Genomic DNA, 22833 nt, shown 5'->3' on the forward strand with positions numbered 1-22833 from the left:
ACGGGAGTGAACCCCAACTTTATAAACAGCAATCGCCTAACCAGCGGTTCAAGCGCGGACCCCGCAGACGGAGCGGTGCCCCTTCTGCCACGGCGTGCCAGCGGGGCCGCTTAACCTTGACGTTAGGTGATACTATCCAAGCATGGAGTACTTGATACAGAAGTGAATCTCTTGATTCCAGATAGCTTACTAGAATCGCCCGGTTGGAAAACCTTTTTCGCCGTAATAATTCCTTTAGTTGTTGGGATTCTATCAGGATTCTTCGTGACCGAAATCTCGACTGATGATGGCCTAAATTGGTCTGCGTTCTATTTAACTAAAAGCTTCTATGGGTTATTGGGAATTGTTGTATTAACTTTTATCTACAACCGAGCCGCATATCTTTACCAGCGCGAAATTGAACGTTTTATCGACGATGACTATTGTCGTGCCTACATGAGAAGCAAGTGTCTTCCTGAAGCAGCAAATAGATACAAAGAAATGATTCGCACAGGAGATAAAGGAGAACTTGTGAGTGCCATGGAAGAATTTGAGAAAATACTGAAATGAAATTTCTTGTAACTCCAGATTTTAACGAAAAACTTGCTTCACTAGCAACTGAGGGGCTTGTCGCTATTGCAGGCATTGCTTCCTACATAAAAAATACTTCAAGAGAAAACCTAATCAGGGATAGGTCCGAAATTGAAGTCAGAACTCTTAGCAGCGAAATCTTAGTACTTAAGAACGGAAACTACAGTGTTTTTGCAAGTTTTGATGGTGGCAGTGATGAAGAGTATTTGATTTTGCTGGATATAGTTGAGGAGGCTCAATCTGTTTCTAGTAGATCAGGATTTATTGCAACGAAAGACCCAAGGAAGAATCCGACTTTAGACCCCAATCGGAATATGACGATTGATCCACGGCGAAATATGACGATTGACCCTCGCCGAAATATGACGATTGATCCTAATCGAAATATGACAATCGACCCTCGCCGAAATATGACGATTGATCCTCGCCGAAATATGACGATTGATCCTAATCGAAATATGACAATCGACCCTCGCCGAAATATGACGATTGATCCCAATCGAAATATGACAATCGACCCTCGCCGAAACAGATACTACGGAGGGCCTTATCTATATGATGTAAATTTAAATCAAGAAGGATTTGTGGTTCGTGCTAATGAAGAAATTTCGTTGATTTTTGATAGCTCAGCAAGATTTACAAGTTATTTAGTATCGAATGGAAAAGAGGGTAAGAATATATTTGATGTATCTGGTAAATGGATAGGGTTTGTTATTCCAGCCAAAGATGATGTGTTATTGAAATTTGATACATCGGGCCAATGGATGGGAATCATTGTGTGAAAAAATCACCTAACGAGTCACTCCAGCCGACCCGGCGCGGTCGGCGCTTAGTTCAATTTCTGTTCAGTGCCGTGCGCCGGTCGGCTGAGCTTGGCGTTAGCTACCACAACGATATTCATGGATACCAATTTAATAACATCAATAGCAACCTCAATGGGAGCAATGCTGTCTGGCTTGGCTACTACAATTGCCGTTGTCGTTGCTTATAAGGTTCATAAAAATCAGAAACTACTTGCACAACGGCAGTTATTGCTACCGTTGTGGGATCACATGGCGACCCTCAGCAAGATTGACGTTAACAAGCCAATTACTCCTGACATAATAAAGGTTGTAAATACTCTTGAGCTTATCGCCCTCTGCTGCGAAGGAGGAATGATCGACGAAAATGTAATCCGACGGACATTTAGAGAGCCGTTCATGATGCACTATGAGGATGTGAGAAAATGTCGCAACATCCCCGGCTTGCCCTATGATGGAGAAGAGCTTCTAAAACAAAATAGAGCTGCAACTCAGTTTTACATATCGCTTGATCAAGAGCGGCTCGACCAAGATAGAGTTAAAAATCTTAATTAACAGGGGAAAAATATGAATGAGAAGGCGGTAAAGCAAGCGGTAATAGAATTGGCTAAAAGTGGTGAGCAAAAATACGAGAAATCGTTTTCAGTGTCAGGACAGTCCGATGAGATATTTACTGTGACTATTACTCGAAAAAGAAGAGCTATAGTTACTGAGAGTGTATCAATGGAAGCTCGCGCAAATACGATCTCTGCTCTTCCTTCTGGCTCTCCATGTGGTTGCTGCGGAGGGTCTGGAAAATCTAGCTAACACGGCGCTTCACCCGACCAAAAACCGCTACGCGGTTTTTTTCGGGTGAGCTTGGTTGGCGTTAGGTGAAACACATACGTGACGATCAGATGGATGACAAGCTTCTTGAGTTGATCACAGCCTCTTACGGTGCCAAAGCTGCAAGGGCAGCAGCAGAGTTCCGGCCAGGCGAGTTAGAGATAAACGACCTAGCCTCTTCCGGAAGATACGTTCTGCAAACATTCCCGCCTCAACCCGGCTCGTGCGCCATTATGAGCGCAATGTGGACCGCCGCCCTTCGAGATACCAAAAAATACCCGGTACATGCGGTCGCGGGCATTCTCTCGATTGATGGAATGCCAATCTTCGGTCAAGACACGCTTGGGAGAGATTTTTCCAACGAGTTTTCCGGTGGGCACCTTGACTGGGACGGGCACGTATGGATTCAGTTCGGCGAGTACATCGGAGACGTTTCGGTATTCCGAACCGCTTATGCGGACAAAGCTCCGAAAAGGTTGAGAGCAAAGATAGTGAACACTTTTGGTGAAGGTCGCGGACTTTTCGCCATGCCTGAGCCCGATGCTAGCAAGTACGGTCTACAGTACGATCCTCAGTATGTGCTAACGGACGAACAGATATCCGGGCTCATGCGGGGCGCGGCCCAGATCATACAGCAGGCTACGGGCAAGAAATGGCCACCAGATTAATGAATGGCACCTGCAATGCCTCATTCACCTAACAAACCCACCAGCTCCGACGCCAAACTGCGGCCTTCGCTCTTGCTCAGGCCGCAATTTGGCGCGGGCTGTGGTTGACGTTAGCGCTATATATGAATGTGGAATTCACTAGGAATGAGCTGAAGCAAAGCGGCTTTCGGGGATTCTGCCCGTTAGCCGAACTCGCCGTAGGTAATCTTTCTAAAATACCCGAACAGCGAGGGCTGTATCTAATATACCGAGATGCTTCTCATCAGCCTGATTTCTTGCCCGAAAGTCCAGTAAATAACCTAAGGCCCAATACAACCGTTCCTTTGACAACGCTCAATCAGCGATGGGTGGAAGGAGCGCATGTAAGAGAAAAGGGGACAGATTTATTAAGTGCCGCAGAATGAGTTTCGATAACGAGCAAAAATAAATCTGTCCCCTTTTACCATGTCCCCTTTTACCATTTATCCGTCTCTTTGTTTCCTATGCAGCGAGTATCTGCGAATGACAAATAAGCCCTCTCCACTAAAAATAAGATTGGCAATTCAAGGTGGTGGCGCAAAAATTGCTGCTTTGCTTGCGACCATGGAAGCCATACAAGATTTGCAGCGACAAAATATCATTCAAGTAATTGAAGTAATAGGAACTTCCGCAGGAGCAATAGTCGGCGCATTTCTAGCGGCTGATATAGACATTGCTAAAATAAAGGACAGCTTGGCGCACACAAACGGAAAGCAGCTAGTTGCGCATTATAAAGTGAGTGCGCCCGCGTTGCTATACAGATTATTTTTCGGGAAGCCTGCCTGGAATGACAAAAAACTTCGGCAGTGGCTTTCTGATATCTTTGACTCCAAGAAAATAACAACAATAGGCGACCTTAAAAAAGCGAAAAACATTAATTTTACGCCGGTATCCACTGACTTGAGCAATAGAACGCCCCATTTCCTATATGATGATAATAAGAACCTAGTTTCCGCGCTGCTCGACTCTAGCGGCTTACCGTACTTATTTCGTGTTTGGGGGCACAATAATTCTAATGCCATCATTGTAGACGGTGGCTTATGTGAAAACCTTCCTGCTCCATTGCTTGATGAAGACGAGAATTGCAGCACCGTCGCGATCTCATTCAAGAAGCGCCCAACCGACAATCCAACGTCGCTATTTTCATTTTCTGCAGCGCTTTTGGATGTTGCAATAGAGTCATCTATGGAAAAAGCAAGAAAAGGTTTGAGTGGGCACTTGTATGAAATAGATACGCATTTAACAACGTTTGGCTTTGAGGATGCATTAAAGACCGGACTGGGCGACCATTATTTACTCAAGAAAAAGGAAGCATTAGATTGGTTCAACGCGCTTGCCTCTTCGAAATCCCGAAGCCTTCCTGTTATGCGAAACCCATGGCTTGAGACGAATGATACAGCTAGGTTTCTTATGAATTCTTTGTCCAAAATCTACCAGAGCCATCATTTAAAGTCAAAATACATTCTTTATCAGATGAAGTGTGTCGTAGAGGCAAACTGCTTGATCGATGAAGGAATGCCGTTTTTCGGCAGCCCTGCTCGCTTAATGTATGAGTTAGAAATATCCGCACTGCCCAATTCGCCGATTTACTGCATTTACTATGCATTGCTGAACGAGCCTGAAGGCTCCCTACTTACAAGTGACACGTTGCATATTAGAGCCCACAAAAACCACACGACAATTAATACTTTTCAAGTACCGACTCGCAATAACGACTCGGCCCTCAAAGAGATTTTGATTTTCTTTGAGCAACCGGTGACCCAAGACGACGGATTAATTAGGATCAGCGTCACTGAGCAGGTGGTCGGATTGGTCAGCAAACTAAGATTAAAAGGAATGGACAATATCAGTTATTCCAATCCCAGAGCTGCGGGAGGCATCAAAGAGGCGTTCTTGGTATTGAATTACCCGACAGCCTTCGGTGATCTAACCATCAACCCGTCACAAGGGAAAGGAGAGCAGATCACCGATCTGGATGTTAATAAGTATGACCTAGCTTCAAAAAACCAACATTTCCGCTCCATCGGCTATGTTTTTAGAGATGTCGGCGAGGACGAGAAAATTGAGATGATAATGAGTAAGGGAAAAGGGGACAGATTTATTTAAGTGCTATACTGACACGATGCATAGACACTTGGATCAGGGCTGGGTCGCAGCATGCCGAGAATTGGGCGCGTCATTCTCCCAAACTATCCCCATCATGTCGTGCAGCGCGGGCACAATCGGCAAGTGGTGTTCGTGGAAGAGTCCGATTACCGCTACTACCTTGATACGCTGGAAGCCTTCAAGCAAGTCTATGACGTCAAGGTCTTCGGCTTCTGTCTGATGACGAACCATGTCCATTTGATCCTACAGCCTGGCGAGGCGGTCGCTGATCTCGGACAGCTCATGAAGCGCCTAGCAGGGCGGCAGACGCGCTTCGTCAACCGGCAGGAATCCCGAAGCGGAACGCTCTGGGAGGGGCGATATAAGTCGAGCCCGATTGATACGGATGCCTATTTGCTCGCCTGTTGCCGCTATGTCGAGCTGAATCCCGTGCGTGCGGGGATGACGGATTCACCGGCCTCCTATCCTTGGTCGAGCTATCGCTGGCACACTCGGGAGAGCGCGGACGACGGCTGGCTCGATGTTGATCCTTGTTACGTGGCTTTGGGCTCGACCGCCGAAGAGCGCGCCCTTCGGTACCGTGAGTTTGTACGCGGCGCGATTCCAGAAGCGGAGTGGAGGCTGATCAGAGACGCGTTGCAGCGTGGCCAGTTGACCGGCAGCGAGCGCTTCACCGATCAAGTCGAGGTCATGATCAATCGCCGAATCGAGAAGCCTCAGCGCGGTCGGCCTCGTAGAGTGAGTTTCGATGACGAGCCTAATTAAATCTGTCCCCTTTTTGGACGCAAAATTCGTCTATCGATCCTTCTGAACAGCCGTTGTTTATCCGGCTTTCGGCTCCAAAGCGCAGGCATCGCCGCTCCCGATCCAGAACCCCAGACTCTTGCTCAGAAATTCCTCCCAGCGCATGTAGTGCGAGCCGTCGCAGGAAAAATTCAATCCGACGATGCCGTTGAAGATGTTGAGCGAGCCGGAACGCAGATAGATGGTTTCGTCCATGAAACGCAACGCGCGAAAGGTGCGGAAGACCTCGCCGACACGCTCCAGCGGAATCGCGGCATCCGCCGGATAGTCTCGCTGGGGGTAGGCCAGACAGATCCCGGGATTGGCCAGATCCTCGTAATCCAGAAGACGGAACCGAAAGGGATCCTCGATCAGCCACAGCGTGGCACGCGAACTGGAAAAATGCAGTTTGCCGTGAAAGACGCCATGGGCGGCGACCAGTTCGACCAGCAGATCCAGAATCTCGTCGATCCGGCGATCCATCAGACTCTCCACCCGCTCCTGCTGAAACAGCCCGCCGCGGATCGCCGGATCGCCCTTGAGCTGGAGCCAGCGGTCCGGCTGCTGGTAGATTTCGCGGGTCAGTGGCAGTTCGCGCAGATCGAAATCGGCGCCGAGAAACCCGAGCAGACCGCCCTCGCCGTCGTCGATGCGCTGAATCGCGGTCAGCGAGGGCCGCCGCGCGTTGCGGCTGAGATAGACCGGCGACAGCGAAAACCGCGCCCCGGCGAGCGCCTCCGCCAGATAGGGCCGCTCGCGACGGTTGCGCCCCAGATGCTCGGGCAGCCAGCCCTGGGGCGAAAGATTGGCGGTCAACTGATTGGCCTCGCCGTCGAGCACGTAGAGATATTTGCAGGAGGGCAGGTTCGGCAGGGCGTCCGCCAGAATCCGCTCCAGACCCGCGCGCTCGGGCCAGACCGCGCGGCAGTCGCCGACGAGGCGTTCGAGCAGACCGGCGAGCCGGCCCTGCAATAACAGGCGCTGACGCGCGACAGCGGTTTGAAGTGCCTGACTCATGGTACGCAGTCCTTCCAGTTTCGATGAGGTATCAATCGGGCGATCGGAAACGAGAAAATGTCGCCATGACGCTGACGCCCGAAATGGTTGAAACCGTGCGTGGCACGATTTCAGAGGGAGACGATGCGTCGCAACAGAGCACCCGCTGCTCAAGGCCGCTCCGGGTCAAACACCTGATAGCGATTCTTGCCGGCCAGCTTGGCCTGATACATGGCGTGATCGGCCTGGCGCAACAGTTGATCGGCGTCCATGTCCTCGATTTGCGGGTAGAAGGTCGCCCCCAGGCTGGCCGAGACCTGGAGCATCGCGGCGCCAAATGGCACCGGTTGGGCCGCGGCGGCGAGCAGGCGATCGAACAGTGGCGCGCTGACGCGCATGTCCGCGAGATCCAACAAGACGGCCACGAACTCATCGCCACCGAGCCGGGCCAGGGTGTCGCCCTCGCGCAGGGCCTGCTTCATCCTGCTGGCGACTGCGATCAGTACCTGGTCGCCGGCCTCGTGGCCGTACCGGTCGTTGACGGCCTTGAATCCATCCAGATCCAGGAAGACGACGGCCAGGCGCTGGCCGCGCCGCAACGTCTGCACCAGGGCCTGATGCAGACGGTCAGTCAACAGGACGCGATTGGGCAGTTTGGTCAGCACGTCGAAATGCGCGATACGTTCGAGTTGACTCTCATGCTCCTTCAGCGCGGTGATGTCCGAAGACAGCGCCACGTAATGCCCGACCTCGCCCTGTTCGTCGCGCACGGCGCTGATGGTGAGCAGCGCGGCATAGAGTTCGCCATTCTTGCGCCGGTTCCAGATTTCCCCAGACCATTGGCCGCACGTCAGCAGGTCGCGCCACATGGCGGCATAGAAGGCGTCGTCATGGCGCCCGGATTTGAGAATCCGCGGGTTCCGGCCACGAACGTCGGCGAGCGAGTAGCCGGTGATGAGGGTGAAGCCGTCGTTGATATCCAGGATGGTACCGTTGGCGGCGCTGATCAGGATGCCCTCGCGGGCATGACTGAAGACGCTGGCCAGGAGTTGCAGCCGGGCTTCGGATGCCTTGCGCTCGGTGATGTCGATGCAGGTGCCGATATAGCCCAGGAAGCCGCCCTGCTCGTCATGGCGCGGCACGCCGTGGCCGGTGAGCCAGCGGTATTCGCCATCGTGGCGGCGCAACCGGTAGTCCAGGCTAAAGGATTGCCGCGCGGCGAAGGCATTTGCATAGGCGCTACGGAGGCGCGGCAGATCATCCGGGTGGACGCCGTCCAGCCAGCCGTCGCCAATTTCCCGCGCCAGGTCGCGCCCGGTAAAATCGAGCCAGAGGTCGTTGAAATACTCATACCGCGCGTCCGCGCCCGCCATCCAGACCAAGGCGGACGCGTTGTCGGCCAGGGCGCGAAAACGCGCCTCGCTCTCCTCAAGGGCGTGTTGGCGCTGCGCCAGGGTGGACAGCAGGCGATTGAAGCCAGCAATCAGGGCGCCGACCTCGTCATCCCGCGTCATTGGCAAGGGCTCCAGCGGCCGCGCTGACGCGGCGAGGGTCGCCAGGGTTCGCGTGGCCGCCATCAGGGGCGCGAGCTGACGGCGCAGCATCCACCCGATCAGCCCGGCGCTGAATAGGGTGATCAGGAGCGTGGCGATCAGCATCCGACGACGCTGGCTGACAATCGGGGCGAAGGCTTCGTTCGTTGACAGGATCACGGAGGTGTACCAGCCCGCGACCGGCACCTGCCTGACGGACACCAGCACCTCCATGCCATGCGGATTGACGACGACCGCGGAGCCCTCGTAGCCCTGCATGAACCGATCGATCCAGGGGCTGATGCCGGGGGCGGGCAGCACTTCCATGATGCGTGTGCGATCGGAGGTGGACACGATCGTCCGGGTTGACGGAACCACCAGAAAGGTCTCGCCAGTCCTGCCGTAGCGGTTTTCCGTGATCCGATCCAGAAAATTCGGCTGAATCAGATCGATCACCCCCACCAACGCCCCGATCGCCAGACCTTCCTCGCCGCGAATGGGTACGGCAATCGCCATGATCGGGTGTGACTTGTTGCCAATGAGCGGCGCACCGATGGTTGCCTCGCTCCGCGCCATCACCGTCTTGAAATACTCCCGGTCGGCGTAATCGATACCGACACGTTGCGCCGACAGCGGGACTTCGGCAATCGCGGTTCCCCGTGCGTCGAGCGCGACGATGCCCCCATTGAAAAGACCTTCAAGCATCGGGTGCCGTGCCAGCAGCGTCTGAGTGGCATTGCGGTTGCCGAGGATGTCCGGGGTCACCAACCCCGCCAGCCCTTCCAGCGCCTTGAGCCGCAGGGCCAGCGCGTTGTCGATCTCCGACGCGACCAGGGAAACCGTGGTGAGCTGCTGCGCGGACAGGAGCGCAATCAGGTCTTGACGCAGCATCTGACCGGCATACCACAGCATCGACCAGAGGCTGATCAGAAAGATGGTCAGCGTCAGCAAGGTCAGACGGGTCTTGAGCGAGTTCCAGGGAATGCGAAACGACATCGGTACCGCTTATGATGTAAAACCGTTTATTAACTTTGCAACAAGGCGGGTTCGACGATTGACTCCGGCCTTGGCGAAGATAGAGCGAAGATGATCTTTGACGGTTTGCTCCATGATCTTCAGCGTGTTGGCGATTTCCTTGTTGGTCTGTCCCCGCATCACCATGTGGGTGATTTCTTTCTCGCGAGCGGATAGTCCAAAACCTTGGATGGCATCGACAAAATCTATTCCCTTGGATTGCCGAACAGCGGTGACGACAATGGCTTCACTACCATGAGGACAGGCTCCGGTGACGATACGCGTGACAGTGAATTTATAGTATTCCCTGTTGACGGGGTGAGACACGGAAACGGCCTCTGGTAGCGTTGACTGAAAGTCGTCGAGGGTGAGTTGTCTCTGGGTCAAGGTTTCAATCAGGAGTTGGACAGGCCGGGGGAATAAGGATTTTCCGTATCCCTGATGAGTTTTCCGCCAAAGCGACAGAATCTTTTCCGCATAAAGATTGCTGCGGAGAATCTTATTGGGGGACTCCAACACCCAGGCTGCGACTTCGGCGCCATCGTCGCCATCTTCATTCAATAATAAAATGTCAGCGGCATTCCGTATGCCAAGTTGCCTGATGCCGAGGGCGATTGCAGGCGCGAGCAGGGTCAGACGGTCTTTGTGTAGACAGGAGAAGGGCTTGGCTGTCCTCTCCCGATGTAGTCCGATGCCGCAAATTGGGTTGCCATCGTTGACAATGCACAATCCCATGATCTTGTCTATCCCGAGCGGACGGAAGAAGTCATGCCAGATTTCACTATTGCGATATTGTTGATTGTCAATAACGTCATGGATTCGCAGTGCCCGATTGTGATGACTTGGTTTCTCCAGGATCCTGAGAGGGTCGACCTGATAATAGCGCTGCGCATAATCAGCGGTGAGCTTTTCCGCGTCGATGTTTCTTCCTAGGTGACCACGATTCAGCGGCGCTAATGGTGCCTTGTTCAGAGGAAAGAAGACTGCTGAATCGAATGGAAACAGTGTTTCGCCATGATCGAAGAGTATCTCCACCAGGGCAGCCAGGCTGTCGGCGCGGAACAACTCGTGGGAAAGGCGCCAGATTTTCTCTGTGGCCAATCCCTGAGATAACCGGCTATTTCTTTTTGTCTCTGTTGAAATGATCGGCATGCGTCGCTCGAATGCGATTCCACCAGCCTTGCCCAGAAAACCCTAGGAAAAAGAGGGATAATGGCTAATGTCGAAAGGCCATGCCTTAACTTAACGGCATTGGATCGCGGTCCTTAAAGGCATCGCCTGCCCTACTTTCGTGGGATGGTGGTTTGATTTAGAGGCGTTTAGGCTGTGACCGACATGGAAAATCCAAACTAACCATCGGCCATTCTTCTCTGATCCGATCATCTTCGAAAATGGCAAGGAGTCTACCATGCTTAAGATCAGCTTCTACGCCACCATGGCACTGCTCACCCTGGGTGTCAATTCCGCCCAGGCCGCCCTGATCGACCGTGGCAGCGGTTTGATCTACGACGACGTGCTGAACATCACCTGGCTAAAGGACGCCAACTTTGCCGTGACCTCAGGCTATGCCGCTACAGCAGTGGACACGATTTCTAGTGACGCCAACGACAACATCTATACTAACGGCAGCATGGGCTGGGGCGCCGCCATGACCTGGGCCTCGAACCTCGAGTATGGCGGTTTTACCGACTGGCGCCTGCCTTCAGCAGTCGATAAAACAACCGTGACAACCTTGACCTTCGTGGGATCCATTGACTTTGGGGGATACGGTGACAAAAGAGGCGAATTAGGACACTTGTTTTCGAACCCAGACCTAAGCCTGTTTCTAAACCTGCCGACGTCCGCAACTTATTGGTATGGCTTAAAAAACCAGGATTACCCGATGTATGCGTGGGCCTTCTATACCGTAGACAAGAATACATATGGAATAACACATTGGAATAATACGGCCCTCGCCTGGGCCGTGCATGACGGTGATATCGGCCTCAACCAGGTACCGATCCCTGCCACCGCCTGGCTCTTTGGCTCCGCTCTGCTTGGCCTAGTCGGGCTAAACCGACGCAAGAAGCCTATGGCTGTGGCTTCAGCGAAGTAATCTGGCTAGCGGTCGGTTTCGAGCTTGAAGCGCAGATACTTCATTGCCGGATGCTCGCAGACCTCCCGCCAGCCCATCGGCGTCACTCCACCAACTCGCCCTGCAACACCCGCTCGAAGGCGAGTTGCCCATCCCCGAGCGTGACCTCGATCAGATCGCCCGGGCCGAATTTGCCGGACAGAATCTCCTGCGCCAGCGGGTTTTCGAGTTGGGCGCGGATGGCGCGCTTGAGCGGACGCGCGCCATAGACCGGATCGAAACCGGCTGCGCCGAGATGATCGAGCGCACTGTCGTCGACCGTGAGACGCATATCCCGATCGGCCAGACGCTGTTGCAGAAAATCGAGCTGAATCCGGGCGATGGCGCGGATTTGCGACGGTTGCAGCGGATGGAAGACGACGATTTCATCGAGCCGGTTGATGAACTCGGGCCGGAAGGCATGGCGCACCTCCTCCATGACGGCTTCTTTCATGGCCGCGTAATTCGCCTCGCCCGCGCGCTGCTGGATGATGCTGGAGCCAAGATTGGAGGTCATGACGATGACCGTGTTGCGGAAATCCACGGTGCGCCCCTGACCGTCGGTCAGTCGCCCGTCGTCGAGCACCTGAAGCAGCACGTTGAAGACATCCGGATGGGCCTTTTCCACCTCGTCAAGCAGGATCAGGCTGTAGGGACGACGACGGATCGCCTCGGTCAGATAGCCGCCTTCCTCGTAGCCGACATAGCCGGGCGGCGCGCCGATCAGGCGCGCGACCGAATGGCGCTCCATGAATTCCGACATATCGATGCGGACCATCGCCTCTTCGGTGTCGAACAGGAAGGCGGCGAGCGCCTTGCACAGCTCGGTCTTGCCGACGCCGGTTGGTCCCAGGAAGAGGAAGGAGCCGATCGGCCGTCCAGGATCGGACAGCCCGGCGCGCGAGCGGCGCACCGCATCGCTGACCGAACGCACCGCCTCGTTCTGACCGACCACGCGGCGCTCGATCTCGGACTCCATGCGCAACAGCTTGTCGCGCTCGCCCTCCAGCATTCGCGAGACCGGGATGCCGGTCCATTTCGAGACGATCTCGGCGATTTCCTCCTCGGTGACCTTGGTGCGCAACAGACGATTCTCGCCCTGACCGCCCTCGCCCGCCCGCGCGAGCTGCTTTTCCAATTCCGGGATGCGCCCGTACTGAAGCTCGGACATGCGGGCCAGATCGCTGGCGCGGCGTGCGGTTTCCATCTCCATCCGCGCACGGTCCAGCGCCTCCTTGATGTGCGCGGTGCCCTGGACGGCGGCCTTTTCGGATTTCCAGATCTCGTCGAGGTCGGCGAACTCGCGTTCCAACCGTTCAATCTGGCCCTCAAGGTCGGAGAGACGCTTGCGCGACGCCTCGTCGGATTCCTTTTTCAGGGCCATGCGTTCGATCTTGAGCTGGATCAGACGGCGGCTGAGCTTGTCCATCTCTTCGGGCATGGAATCGATTTCCATGCGGATCTGCGAGGCGGCCTCGTCGATCAGGTCGATGGCCTTGTCCGGGAGTTGCCGATCCGCGATGTAGCGATGCGACAACACCGCCGCCGCGACGATGGCCGGATCGGTGATCTCGACCGCGTGATGGACCTCGTAACGCTCCTTGAGCCCGCGCAGGATGGCGATGGTATCTTCCACATTGGGTTCATCCACCAACACTTTCTGGAAACGGCGCTCCAGGGCCGCGTCTTTTTCGACATATTTGCGATATTCATCCAGTGTGGTGGCACCGACACAGTGCAGCTCGCCCCGCGCCAGCGCGGGCTTGAGCATGTTGCCCGCGTCCATCGAACCCTCGGCCTTGCCGGCGCCGACCATGGTATGGAGTTCGTCGATGAAGAGAATGACCTGCCCTTCCTGCCGTCCAATATCGTTGAGCACCGCCTTGAGACGCTCCTCGAACTCGCCGCGAAACTTAGCCCCGGCGATCAGCGCGGCCATGTCAAGCGACAGCAGGCGCTTGGTCTTAAGTCCCTCCGGCACCTCGCCATTGACGATGCGCTGGGCCAGCCCCTCGACGATGGCGGTCTTGCCGACGCCGGGCTCGCCGATCAGCACCGGATTGTTCTTGGTGCGCCGCTGCAACACCTGGATGGTGCGGCGAATCTCGTCGTCGCGCCCGATCACCGGGTCCAGCTTGCCCTGCTCGGCGCGCTCGGTCAGATCGATGGTGTACTTCTGGAGCGCCTGACGCTGTTCCTCGGCATTGGGGTCATTGACCGCCTGTTGGCCGCCGCGCACCTCCTGAATGGCCTTCTCGATGGCCGCCTTGCTGGCGCCCGCCTCGCGCAGCGCATTGCCCAGGACGCCCTTGTCGTCCAGCGCCGCGAGCACGAACAGCTCGGAGGAGATGTACTGATCGTTGCGCTGTTGCGCCAGCTTGTCGGTCAGATTGAGCAGGCGGTTCAGATCGTTGCCGAGATGCACGTCGCCGCCCGCGCCCTGCACCGTCGCCAGGCGGTCGAGCGCCTCGCCCAGCGTCGAGCGTAGACGGTTGGCGTTGACATCGGCGCGGGTCAGCAGATGGCGCACGGTGCCGCCTTCCTGATCCAACAGGGCTACCATCAGATGGATGGGTTCGATAAATTGATGATCGCGACCCAAGGCCAGACTCTGAGCGTCGGCCAGGGCCATCTGAAATTTCGCGGTCAGTTTGTCCTGTCTCATGGGTGCAACCCTGTCTAAATTTCCGGTTGATTCGCTGTGGAAATTGGGGCGTGATGCCGACCGAATCAAGCTGCCGCCGCCCGAATCAAGGATCGGCTGGAGGCAGACGCGCGCTCAGTTCGTCCCAGAGGATGACCACGCCGGGTAGGATGCCGACCGGAGTCTCGCCGACCAGTTCGCCGACATCGGGCTTGCCGAACTGACCGTCCGCGAGACGATAGATCGTCAGCATGCGATCGCTGGGATGCACCAGCCAGTATTCGCGCACCCCCGCGCGTTCGTAGACTTGACGCTTGCGCCAGTGATCATGGCTGGCGGTCCCCGGCGAGAGTACTTCGACCACCAGATCCGGCGCGCCGCGCACCCCGCGCCGGTCGAGTTTGGCGGGGTCGCAGACCACCAGTACGTCGGGCTGCACCACGGTGTCGATACGTTCGTCCGCCTCGCTGGCCTTGGGCAGACGCACATCGACCGGGGCGATGAAGGGGCGGCAGGGCTGGTGACGCAAGGCATTGGCGAGCTGACGATAGATCTCGCCCGCCACGTCCTGATGCGCCAGGGTCGGCGCCGGGGCCATCGCCCAGGCCACGCCGTCGATGAGTTCGTAACGAACCTCGTCGGGCCAGGTCAGATAATCGGCGTAGGTGTGAGAGTCGGTGTCGCGTTGCGCCAGGGCCATGGTTCGGGTCTCCGGTTGGTTGATGCGCCGATCCACGCAGGCTCGCTTCGACACGATCATAGACGATGCCAGTGCACGCCGGTCAGCGCGCCAGGGCCGATTTCCGCTATGATGCGCGGATGAACCTTCGCGATCTCAAATATATCCTCGCCGTCGCCGAAACTCGCCATTTCGGGCGCGCCGCGGAGCATTGTTTCGTCAGTCAGCCGACGCTCAGCGGTCAGATCAAAAAACTGGAAGACGAACTCGACGTGGTCATCTTCGAGCGCACCAACCGCTCGGTCGAGGTGACGCCGGTCGGCGAGGCCATCCTGACCCACGCCCGGCTGGCCCTGGAACAGGCGGAAGCGATCGAACAGGTGGCGCGCGCCCATCAGGATCCACTGGCCGGCCCGCTACGGATCGGCGCTATTCCGACCCTTGCACCCTATCTGATGCCGCTGGTTCTGGTACCCCTGAAACGCACCTATCCGAAACTCCGGATGGTGCTGTCCGAGGAGATCACCGACTCGCTGCTGATGCGGCTCGCGCGTCACGAAATCGATGCCGCCCTGCTCGCCACGCCGGTGGACACGACCGACTTCGATGCCATGCCCCTGTTCGACGAGCCCTTCTGGCTCGCACACCCGATGCACCATCCGCTCAACCAACGCGACGAGATCAGCGCGGCGGATCTGGAGGACATCGATCTGCTGCTGTTGGCCGATGGCCACTGTCTCACCCATCAGGTGATGGATGTCTGCCGACTCGCCGAACGCCCGACGCATGGCGAGATGGCGGATCTGCGGGCTGCAAGCCTGGAGACCCTGTTGCAACTGGTCGGCGCCGGCTTTGGCTGCACCCTGGTTCCGGCGCTCGCGATCCGCGGCGGCTGGATGACCGACAGCGGCATCATTGCCCGCCCCCTTGATCTGCCAGATGCCTATCGACGCATCTCGCTGGTCTACCGCCGCAGTTTCCCGCGCCGACTCGCGCTGGAGGCATTCGCCGGGATCGTGCGCGAACACCTGCCAAACACGGTCAGACGCATCAATTGACGAGCGTCAACGAATCAAAGGTCATTCATTGAGAAAGCGCAAATTTGTCGGAATTTCGACAAAACCCACCTCCCGCCATCCTTGACTAAGGCCGGCATTATATGCTAGTTGTTGAGTTAGCCACACGTTGCGGAAAGGAGATAAAGCGGATCGCGAACCTCGCTGAAATGCCCGATTCGCGCTACCATTACCCCTACTAAACGATGGATTGCGAGCCGCCGTGTTGCTCGCTCGCAACTGACTTCGTGGGCCCATGGACGGCGTTATGGCGCGGCACTTGCTTATATTTAATTAGCCAAAAGCTAAATCAGCAATCGTTGTCCCAACTTTTGCATCGTACGTCAGGGGATACGCATCATGAGCACAAAACAATCACTCGCCATCTGGGAACTCTGCCGACAAGGCTTTCCGCTCTCCGCGGACGACGCGGCCAAGTGCTGGAAAAATGGGCAGCGTTTCGATTTACGTGAAAAATTCACCGTCGAACTCGGTCGATCATTAGAGGATCTGATCGATCAGTGTAATTGGGAAATCGAGAAAAAAACCGAAACCGCTTGAATTCCGATCGGCGGTCAATCGCATCCGTCGAACGATAACGAACGGCGTGTCGCCACGCCGCTCGAGTCCACTTTGTTATAGACGACGTTTTGCCCCATGCTCGACGGACCGCATCCCGCGTTCCGAAAAACGGGGCGAGGGTCGAATTCCCGCTTTCCTCCCCAACCACCACAATCTCCATCCATTGCCGGAACACCTGCGGTATGCCGGTTCAGTGTGCCGCCTCGGAAAGCTGTTCTCCATGGATTCAGCCGCTTGCCAACCCTCTCGTCAGGAAGGCCAAGATGTCAGCCACACTTCTCATCGTCGACGACGTACCGGAAAACCTGGTCATTCTCGGCCAGTTGCTGCGCGCGGCCGGTTACCGCGTCAGGGCGGCCAACCGCGGAGCCGTCGCGCTGAAATATGCCAGGTTGGAACCGCCGCCTGACCTGATCCTGCTCGACCTGATGATGCCCGAAATGGACGGGCACGAGGTGCTGGACCATCTGCGCGCCGACCCGCAAACCCGCGAGATTCCGGTCATCTTCGTCACCGCCATGGACAGCGCCGAGACCGAGACGCTGTGTCTGGAGCAGGGCGCCGCGGATTTCGTCACCAAGCCCATCGTCGCATCGGTCGTGCTGGCGCGGGTGCGCAACCAACTGGAACTGCGGCGGGCACGCGCCTGGCTGCTCGATCAGAATGCCTTTCTGGAAACCGAAGTCGCGCGCCGCATCGCCGAAGTCCGGGCCATCCAGGACGAGAGCGAACGCAAAGCGAATTTCGACGACCTGACCGGTCTGCCCAACCGCAATCTGCTCGACGACCGTCTGGCGCAAGCCATCGAGCGCAGTCGTGCCGACGCCAGCCCGCTGATCGTCCTGATGTTGAGCCTTGACCGTTTCAAGAGCGTCAATGCGCATCTCGGACGCGGTGCCGGCGACCGCGCGCTACGGTTGGTTTCGGAGCGTCTGGCACGTCTGACAGCGACGACCGACACCCTGGCGCGCGTCGAAGGCGACGAATTCATCCTGGTGATGGAGGCCGACGAACGCGAGGCGGTCATCCGTTACGCCCAGCCGATGCTCGATGCCGTGATGGCGCCGCTACGGATCGACGACCATGAAATCGTGCTCTCCGCCAGCATCGGCATGGCCACGTTTCCCAAGGATGGCGACACGGCCGACCGGCTGTTGCGCCATGCCACGGTCGCCCTGTCCAAGATCAAGGTCGCGGGAGGACAGGGGTTCCGCTTTTACGCCCCCGCCATGAACGCGCGCGCCCTGGAACGTCTCGATCTGGAGCGCGATCTGCGCGAGGCTATCCGGCAGGGTGGGCTGTCGCTCCATTATCAGCCGCAGATCGACCTGCGCAACGGTCAGATCATCGGCGCCGAGGCGCTGGCACGCTGGCAGCACCCTCGACGCGGCTGGGTTTCGCCGGGCGACTTCATCCCGGTAGCGGAGGAATCCGGCCTGATCGGTCCGTTGGGCAAGTGGGTTCTCCACGAAGCCTGCCGCCAGAACCAGGCCTGGCAGACGGCCGGACTACCGCCGGTGACGGTCGCGGTCAATCTGTCGGCGCTCCAGTTCGCCGCCTACGATGTCGTGGACTTGACCTCCGCCATCCTGCGCGAGACCGGACTCGCCCCCGAATATCTGGAACTCGAACTGACCGAAAGCGCCGCGATGGCCGATACGCTGGCCTTCATCGAGGCCACGCAGCGCCTGAAGGAACTCTCGATCTCGCTCTCGCTCGACGATTTCGGCACCGGTTTTTCCTCGCTCGGCTATCTGCGCCAGTTCCGCATCGACCGGCTGAAGATCGACCAAACTTTCGTCAATGACATCGTGCAGGATCCCGGCAGCGCGGCGATCGTCACGGCGATCATCAACCTGGCGCACAGCCTCAATCTGGCCGCCATCGCCGAGGGGGTGGAAACCGAGGCGCAACTCCAGTTTCTGCGCGCGCACGATTGCGACGAAATGCAGGGCTATTATTTCAGCCGACCGCTCCCCGCGTCCGAGTTCGAGGCCCTGCTGCGCTCGGAGCGCCTGCTGGCGTTTCCGGCCGAGACCGTCGCCGCCAGCCGCACCCTGTTGCTGGTTGACGACGACCCGCAAGTTCGTTTCATGCTCGAACGTCTATTTGCGCACGAGGGCTATCGGGTTCTGAGCGCAGGTGACGGGCTGTCCGCACTGGAACTGCTTGCCCTAAACGCCGTGGACGTGGTGGTCTCAGACGGCGATATGCCGCTGATGGACGGCGCCGAGTTTCTCGTCCGGGTCAGCGCGATGTACCCAGGGACCATGCGGATCCTGCTCTCCGGCACCATCGATCCGAAGCTCATCGCCAAATCCGTCAATCAAGGCGAGATTTTCAAATTCCTGACCAAGCCGTGGAAAACCGCCGAGCTGCGCGAGGCGGTCCGGGAAGCCTTCCGGATCATCGAGAGTCGCGCCCAGCGGCATCCGCTCGCCCTCGCCGGCGGCCTGGACTCGAACCCGGCGTAACGGACGCCTTTCCGAGCATCGACCATGGTCCCATTATCATCGCACTCGACCGAGGACGCCGCGCGCCAGCAGGACGCCGAGAAGATGGCGGCGCTGTCAGCCGTTGTCAGACACAGCGACGCCATCAAAGCAGCACCCGCTCGATCCCTCCCGCGCTCGCCTGCTCCAGAAACCGCTCCCGCCAGCCCGCGCCGAGCATCCGTTCGGCCAGTTCGACGACGATATAATCGGTTTTGAGCCCGGTGTCGTCCTGATACTTGGCCATGCCCTGCTGACAGGCGGGGCATGATGTCAACAGTTTGATTTCGCCGTTCGCGACCCGCTCCCGGCCGGTCAGGTCGCGGATGCCCGCCGTCAGTTCTTCCTGCTTGCGAAAACGCACCTGATTGGCGATATCCGGGCGTGCCGTGCCCAGGGTGCCGGCCTCGCCGCAACAGCGATCGGACAGCTTGACCGGCTGGCCGATCAGACGGGTCGCGACCTTGATGGGCGCGTGGGTCTTCATGGGCGTGTGGCAGGGGTCATGGTAAAGATACTGGACACCCTCGACGCCGTGCAGACTGACGCCCTTTTCCATCAGCCATTCATGGATATCCAGCAGTCGGCAGCCTGGGAAGATACGCTCGAACTCGTATTGGAGCAGTTGATCCATGCAGGTTCCGCAGGACACCAGGACCGTTTTGATGTCGAGATAATTCAGGGTATTGGCGACCCGGTGGAAGAGCACGCGGTTTTCCATCGTGATCCGGCGCCCTTTGTCCTCCAAACCCGAGGCGCGCTGCGGATAGCCGCAGCAGAGATACCCTGGCGGCAGCACGGTCTGCGCGCCCTGCTCCCAGAGCAGCGCCAGCGTCGCCAGACCGACATCCGAGAACAGGCGCTCCGAGCCGCAACCCGGAAAATAAAACACGGCGTCAAGTTCCGCTTCATCCTCCGCCACAAGCCTGGGATTGCGCAGAACGGGTACCTGAGTGCGGTCTTCCAATCCGAGCCGATGACGGAAGGTGCGCTTGGGCAGATCGACCCGAATCGGCCGGCTCACCAGATCCAGCACCTGACCCGGCAGGGTCGGCCGGCCGGTTGTCGCGCCGGGATGCGCGGTGCGCCGGGCGGTCAGACGCAGCCATTTCGCCACTCCATGCGCCCTGTTCATGGCCGCGAAGCCCCATTCGGCAAGCCCCGTGCGCAGGAATCGGACCGCCCGCGGATCGGTGACGTTCAGGAATTTCATGGCCGCCCAGGCACCGGGGTTAAACCGCTTGCGACCCCGCTCGACCAGGATGCGGCGCATCCGCATGGTGACATTGCCGAAATCGATATCGACCGGACAGGGTGTCAGACACTTGTGACAGACGGTGCAATGATCCGCCACGTCGTTCATCTCGGTGAAATGACGCAGCGACAGACCGCGCCGGGTCTGTTCCTCGTAGAGAAACGCCTCGACGATGAGTCCCGTCCCCAGGATCTTGTTGCGTGGCGAATAGCTCAGATTGGCGCGCGGGACATGGGTCATGCACTTCGGCTTGCACTTGCCGCAGCGCAGACAGTGCTTCACATCGTCGTTCAGCGCCCCGAGTTCGGTTTCTTCCAGGATGATGGCCTCTTGCTCGACCAGTCGCAGCGAGGGGGTGTAGGCGTCCTGAAGCCCGGAACCTGGCATCAGTTTGCCGCGATTGAAGCGGGCCTCGGGATCGACCCGCTGTTTGTAGGCGACGAAGGCATCCAGCTTCTCGCGCTCCAGGAATTGCAGTTTGGTGATCCCGATGCCGTGCTCGCCGGAGATGACGCCGCCCAGGTCGGTCGCCAGCGCCATGATGCGAACGACGATCCGATCAGCCTCGTGCAGCATGGCGTAGTCCGAGGAATGGACCGGGATATTGGTATGCACGTTGCCGTCGCCAGCGTGCATGTGCAGGGCAACGAAGAGTCGCGAGTCGCGCATCCGGCGATGGATCTCGGCCAGATGCTCGCGCACGCGGGCCAGGTCCTGACCGGCGAAGATCTCGTTCAAGCGTTCCGCGACCTCGCGCCGGTAGGACTGGCGCAGATCGCGGCGCAGCAGCATCGACAGCAGGGTGTCCCGATCGCGCATCCGGCCCTGTTCGTTCGCGGTCAGCAGATCCAGGTTTTCGGCGGCGGGCTGGTCCAGATGATCCAGAATGGTCCGCCAGCGGGTACGCGCCGTACCGACCGCCTCGCGGGCGACCGCGCTCTTGGAGTTGATGATCGCGGTCTCTTCGTCCGAATCCTCGTCGCCGCCGTCCAGGCTCTCCAGATAGTCCAGCACGGCCGCCAGGATGGCGTCCTTGTTGCGGATCGACTGCTCGATATTGATCCGCTCGATTCCCCGGCTGTATTCGGCCAGCCGGTCCAGCGGGATGACCACGTCCTCGTTGACCTTGAAGGCGTTGGTATGCCGCGAGATGGCGGCGGTGCGGGCGCGGTCCAGCCAGAAGCGCTTGCGCGCCTCCGGACTGACGGCGATAAAACCCTCGCCATCGCGCACCTGGGTCAGTTCCACCACGCGAGCGGCGGCAGCGCTCACCGCCGCTTCGTCATCGCTGACCAGATCGGCGATCAGCACCATCTTGGGCAGTTCCCGCCGCGCCGACTTGGTGGCGTAATCCACCGCGCGCACGTAACGCTCGTCCAGATGCTCAAGACCGGCGATCTGGACGCCCGTTCGTGAGGCGATGTCATCCTTGATCTCGACGATCGCCGGCACGGCCAGCTCCAGATCGGTGCCGAAGAATTCCATACAGACGGTGCGCACATGCTCCGGCATGCGATGCAGGACAAAGCGCGCCGAGGTGATGAGACCGTCGCAGCCTTCCTTTTGCACGCCCGGCAGACCGGAGAGAAATTTGTCGGTCACGTCCTTGCCCAGACCGACCTTGCGGAAGGACGCCCCCGGAATCTCCAGCATCTCGGGCTCGCCTTTGGGCGTGATCCCGTCCGGCAGGAAGCGACTGACGCGAAAACGCGCCAGCGGTTGATCGTGGATCTTGCCTAGATTGTGATCCAGCCGTTCGACCTCCAGCCAGTCCGCGTCCGGCGTGACCATGCGCCAGGAGGCCAGATTGTCCAGCGCCGTGCCCCAGAGCACCGCCTTCTTGCCGCCCGCGTTCATGGCGATATTGCCGCCGATACAGGAAGCATCCTGCGAGGTGGGATCGACCGCGAAGGCCAGGCCGTGACGGTCGGCCAGATCCGAGACGCGCCGGGTCACCACGCCCGCCCCGCAGCGCACCGTGGGCACCGGTTCAGCCACGCCGGGCAGCGCAATGCGCTCGACGCCCGAGAGGTCTTCGAGCTTTTCGGTATTGATGACGGCGGTCAGCGGATGCAAGGGCACCGCCGAGCCGGTGTAGCCGGTGCCGCCGCCGCGCGGGATCAGGGTCAGACCGCAGTCGATGCAGGCGCGCACGATGGCCGCGATCTCGGTCTCGGTGTCTGGCGAGATGACCACGAAGGGCAGTTCGACGCGCCAGTCGGTCGCGTCGGTGGCATGCGAGACGCGCGCCAGTCCGCCGAAATCCAGATTGTCGCGCCGGGTGACGCCGGCGAGCGCCTTGCGCAGTCGGGTCCGCTGGCGCTGCTCCGACGCCAACCAGTCGCCGAAGCGATTCACGGCGGCCCTGGCCGCGGCCAGCAGCGCGGCCGCGCCCTGATTCGCGTTCAGCCGCGCCTCGAACTGGTCGAGCCGATGCGCGAGCGCCTGCAACAGCAAACGCCGACGCTGCGGATTGTCCAGCAGGTCATCCTGAAGATAGGGATTGCGGGTCACCACCCACAGATCGCCCAGCACCTCGAACAGCATCCGCGCCGAGCGACCGGTGCGGCGACTGCCGCGCAGTTCCTCGATCAGACGCCACATTGGCTCGCCAAGAAAGCGGATGACGATCTCGCGATCGGAAAAAGAGGTGTAGTTGTAGGGAATTTCGCGGATGCGGGGCTGGTGATCGGTCATCATG

15 protein-coding genes and 2 pseudogenes are annotated in these 22833 nt (G+C 58.2%); 10 read left to right on the plus strand and 7 right to left on the minus strand.

Annotated features, from left to right (window positions below; genetic code table 11):
* The first annotated feature begins 162 nt into the window (after window positions 1-162).
* The 6 genes from THIVI_RS23425 to THIVI_RS06055 all read left to right on the plus strand — a co-directional run bounded on the left by THIVI_RS23425 (window position 163) and on the right by THIVI_RS06055 (window position 5752).
* Window positions 163-549, plus strand: coding sequence for a hypothetical protein (locus tag THIVI_RS23425; protein WP_217160943.1), 387 nt, complete (start codon window positions 163-165; stop codon window positions 547-549).
* Window positions 546-1352 (plus strand): hypothetical protein, encoded by an 807-nt coding sequence (locus tag THIVI_RS24485; RefSeq protein WP_014777750.1) that lies wholly within the window; start codon window positions 546-548, stop codon window positions 1350-1352. The genes THIVI_RS23425 and THIVI_RS24485 overlap by 4 nt, the downstream gene beginning before the upstream one ends.
* Before the next feature lie 117 nt (window positions 1353-1469).
* A complete protein-coding gene (locus tag THIVI_RS06040) occupies window positions 1470-1925 on the plus strand; it encodes a DUF4760 domain-containing protein (RefSeq protein WP_041447347.1) in 456 nt (151 codons plus the stop codon).
* A gap of 341 nt (window positions 1926-2266) precedes the next feature.
* Window positions 2267-2863 carry a hypothetical protein gene (locus THIVI_RS06045; protein ID WP_014777751.1) on the plus strand — a complete coding sequence of 199 codons (597 nt, stop codon included), beginning with the start codon at window positions 2267-2269 and terminating at the stop codon, window positions 2861-2863.
* 501 nt (window positions 2864-3364) lie between these two features.
* Window positions 3365-4987 (plus strand): patatin-like phospholipase family protein, encoded by a 1623-nt coding sequence (locus THIVI_RS23430; protein ID WP_014777752.1) that lies wholly within the window; start codon window positions 3365-3367, stop codon window positions 4985-4987.
* Between the two features lie 51 nt (window positions 4988-5038).
* A complete protein-coding gene (locus tag THIVI_RS06055; RefSeq protein ID WP_014777753.1) occupies window positions 5039-5752 on the plus strand; it encodes a transposase in 714 nt (237 codons plus the stop codon).
* Between the two features lie 57 nt (window positions 5753-5809).
* On the opposite strand, the gene THIVI_RS06060 is transcribed toward THIVI_RS06055, so the two are convergent.
* The 4 genes and pseudogenes from THIVI_RS06060 to THIVI_RS06070 all read right to left on the minus strand — a co-directional run bounded on the left by THIVI_RS06060 (window position 5810) and on the right by THIVI_RS06070 (window position 10464).
* Window positions 5810-6787: a PDC sensor domain-containing protein gene (locus THIVI_RS06060; protein WP_014777754.1), complete on the minus strand. Its 978-nt coding sequence runs from the start codon at window positions 6785-6787 to the stop codon at window positions 5810-5812.
* A gap of 155 nt (window positions 6788-6942) precedes the next feature.
* A pseudogene (locus THIVI_RS26270) lies at window positions 6943-8424 on the minus strand (diguanylate cyclase domain-containing protein); the annotation flags it as partial.
* Window positions 8425-8493: 69 nt separating this feature from the next.
* Window positions 8494-9294, minus strand: a pseudogene (locus THIVI_RS26275) (cache domain-containing protein); the annotation flags it as partial.
* A 9-nt stretch (window positions 9295-9303) separates the two neighbouring features.
* Entirely contained in the window at window positions 9304-10464 is a 1161-nt protein-coding gene (locus THIVI_RS06070; RefSeq protein WP_014777756.1) for a response regulator transcription factor, read from the minus strand.
* A gap of 256 nt (window positions 10465-10720) precedes the next feature.
* On the opposite strand from THIVI_RS06070, the gene THIVI_RS06075 reads away from it, so the two are divergent.
* A complete protein-coding gene (locus tag THIVI_RS06075) occupies window positions 10721-11407 on the plus strand; it encodes a DUF1566 domain-containing protein (protein ID WP_014777757.1) in 687 nt (228 codons plus the stop codon).
* Window positions 11408-11489: 82 nt separating this feature from the next.
* Here the strand turns inward: THIVI_RS06075 and clpB are convergent, their stop codons facing one another.
* Window positions 11490-14090: an ATP-dependent chaperone ClpB gene (gene clpB, locus THIVI_RS06080; protein ID WP_014777758.1), complete on the minus strand. Its 2601-nt coding sequence runs from the start codon at window positions 14088-14090 to the stop codon at window positions 11490-11492.
* Window positions 14091-14175: 85 nt separating this feature from the next.
* A complete protein-coding gene (locus THIVI_RS06085; protein ID WP_014777759.1) occupies window positions 14176-14769 on the minus strand; it encodes a Uma2 family endonuclease in 594 nt (197 codons plus the stop codon).
* Window positions 14770-14888: 119 nt separating this feature from the next.
* Between THIVI_RS06085 and THIVI_RS06090 the strand changes: the two genes are divergently transcribed.
* The 3 genes from THIVI_RS06090 (at window position 14889) to THIVI_RS06100 (ending at window position 18859) form a co-directional block, all read left to right on the plus strand.
* Complete coding sequence (locus THIVI_RS06090; RefSeq protein ID WP_041447350.1) at window positions 14889-15806, plus strand: LysR substrate-binding domain-containing protein; 918 nt, start codon at window positions 14889-14891, stop codon at window positions 15804-15806.
* 357 nt (window positions 15807-16163) lie between these two features.
* Window positions 16164-16364 (plus strand): hypothetical protein, encoded by a 201-nt coding sequence (locus THIVI_RS06095; RefSeq protein WP_014777761.1) that lies wholly within the window; start codon window positions 16164-16166, stop codon window positions 16362-16364.
* Window positions 16365-16648: 284 nt separating this feature from the next.
* Entirely contained in the window at window positions 16649-18859 is a 2211-nt protein-coding gene (locus THIVI_RS06100; protein ID WP_014777762.1) for an EAL domain-containing protein, read from the plus strand.
* Between the two features lie 124 nt (window positions 18860-18983).
* On the opposite strand, the gene THIVI_RS06105 is transcribed toward THIVI_RS06100, so the two are convergent.
* Window positions 18984-22832, minus strand: a complete 3849-nt coding sequence (locus tag THIVI_RS06105) for a DUF3683 domain-containing protein (protein ID WP_014777763.1) — start codon at window positions 22830-22832, stop codon at window positions 18984-18986.
* Window position 22833: the final 1 nt, after the last annotated feature.

Source organism: Thiocystis violascens DSM 198 (assembly GCF_000227745.2).
GTDB classification, from domain to species: Bacteria; Pseudomonadota; Gammaproteobacteria; order Chromatiales; family Chromatiaceae; genus Chromatium; species Chromatium violascens.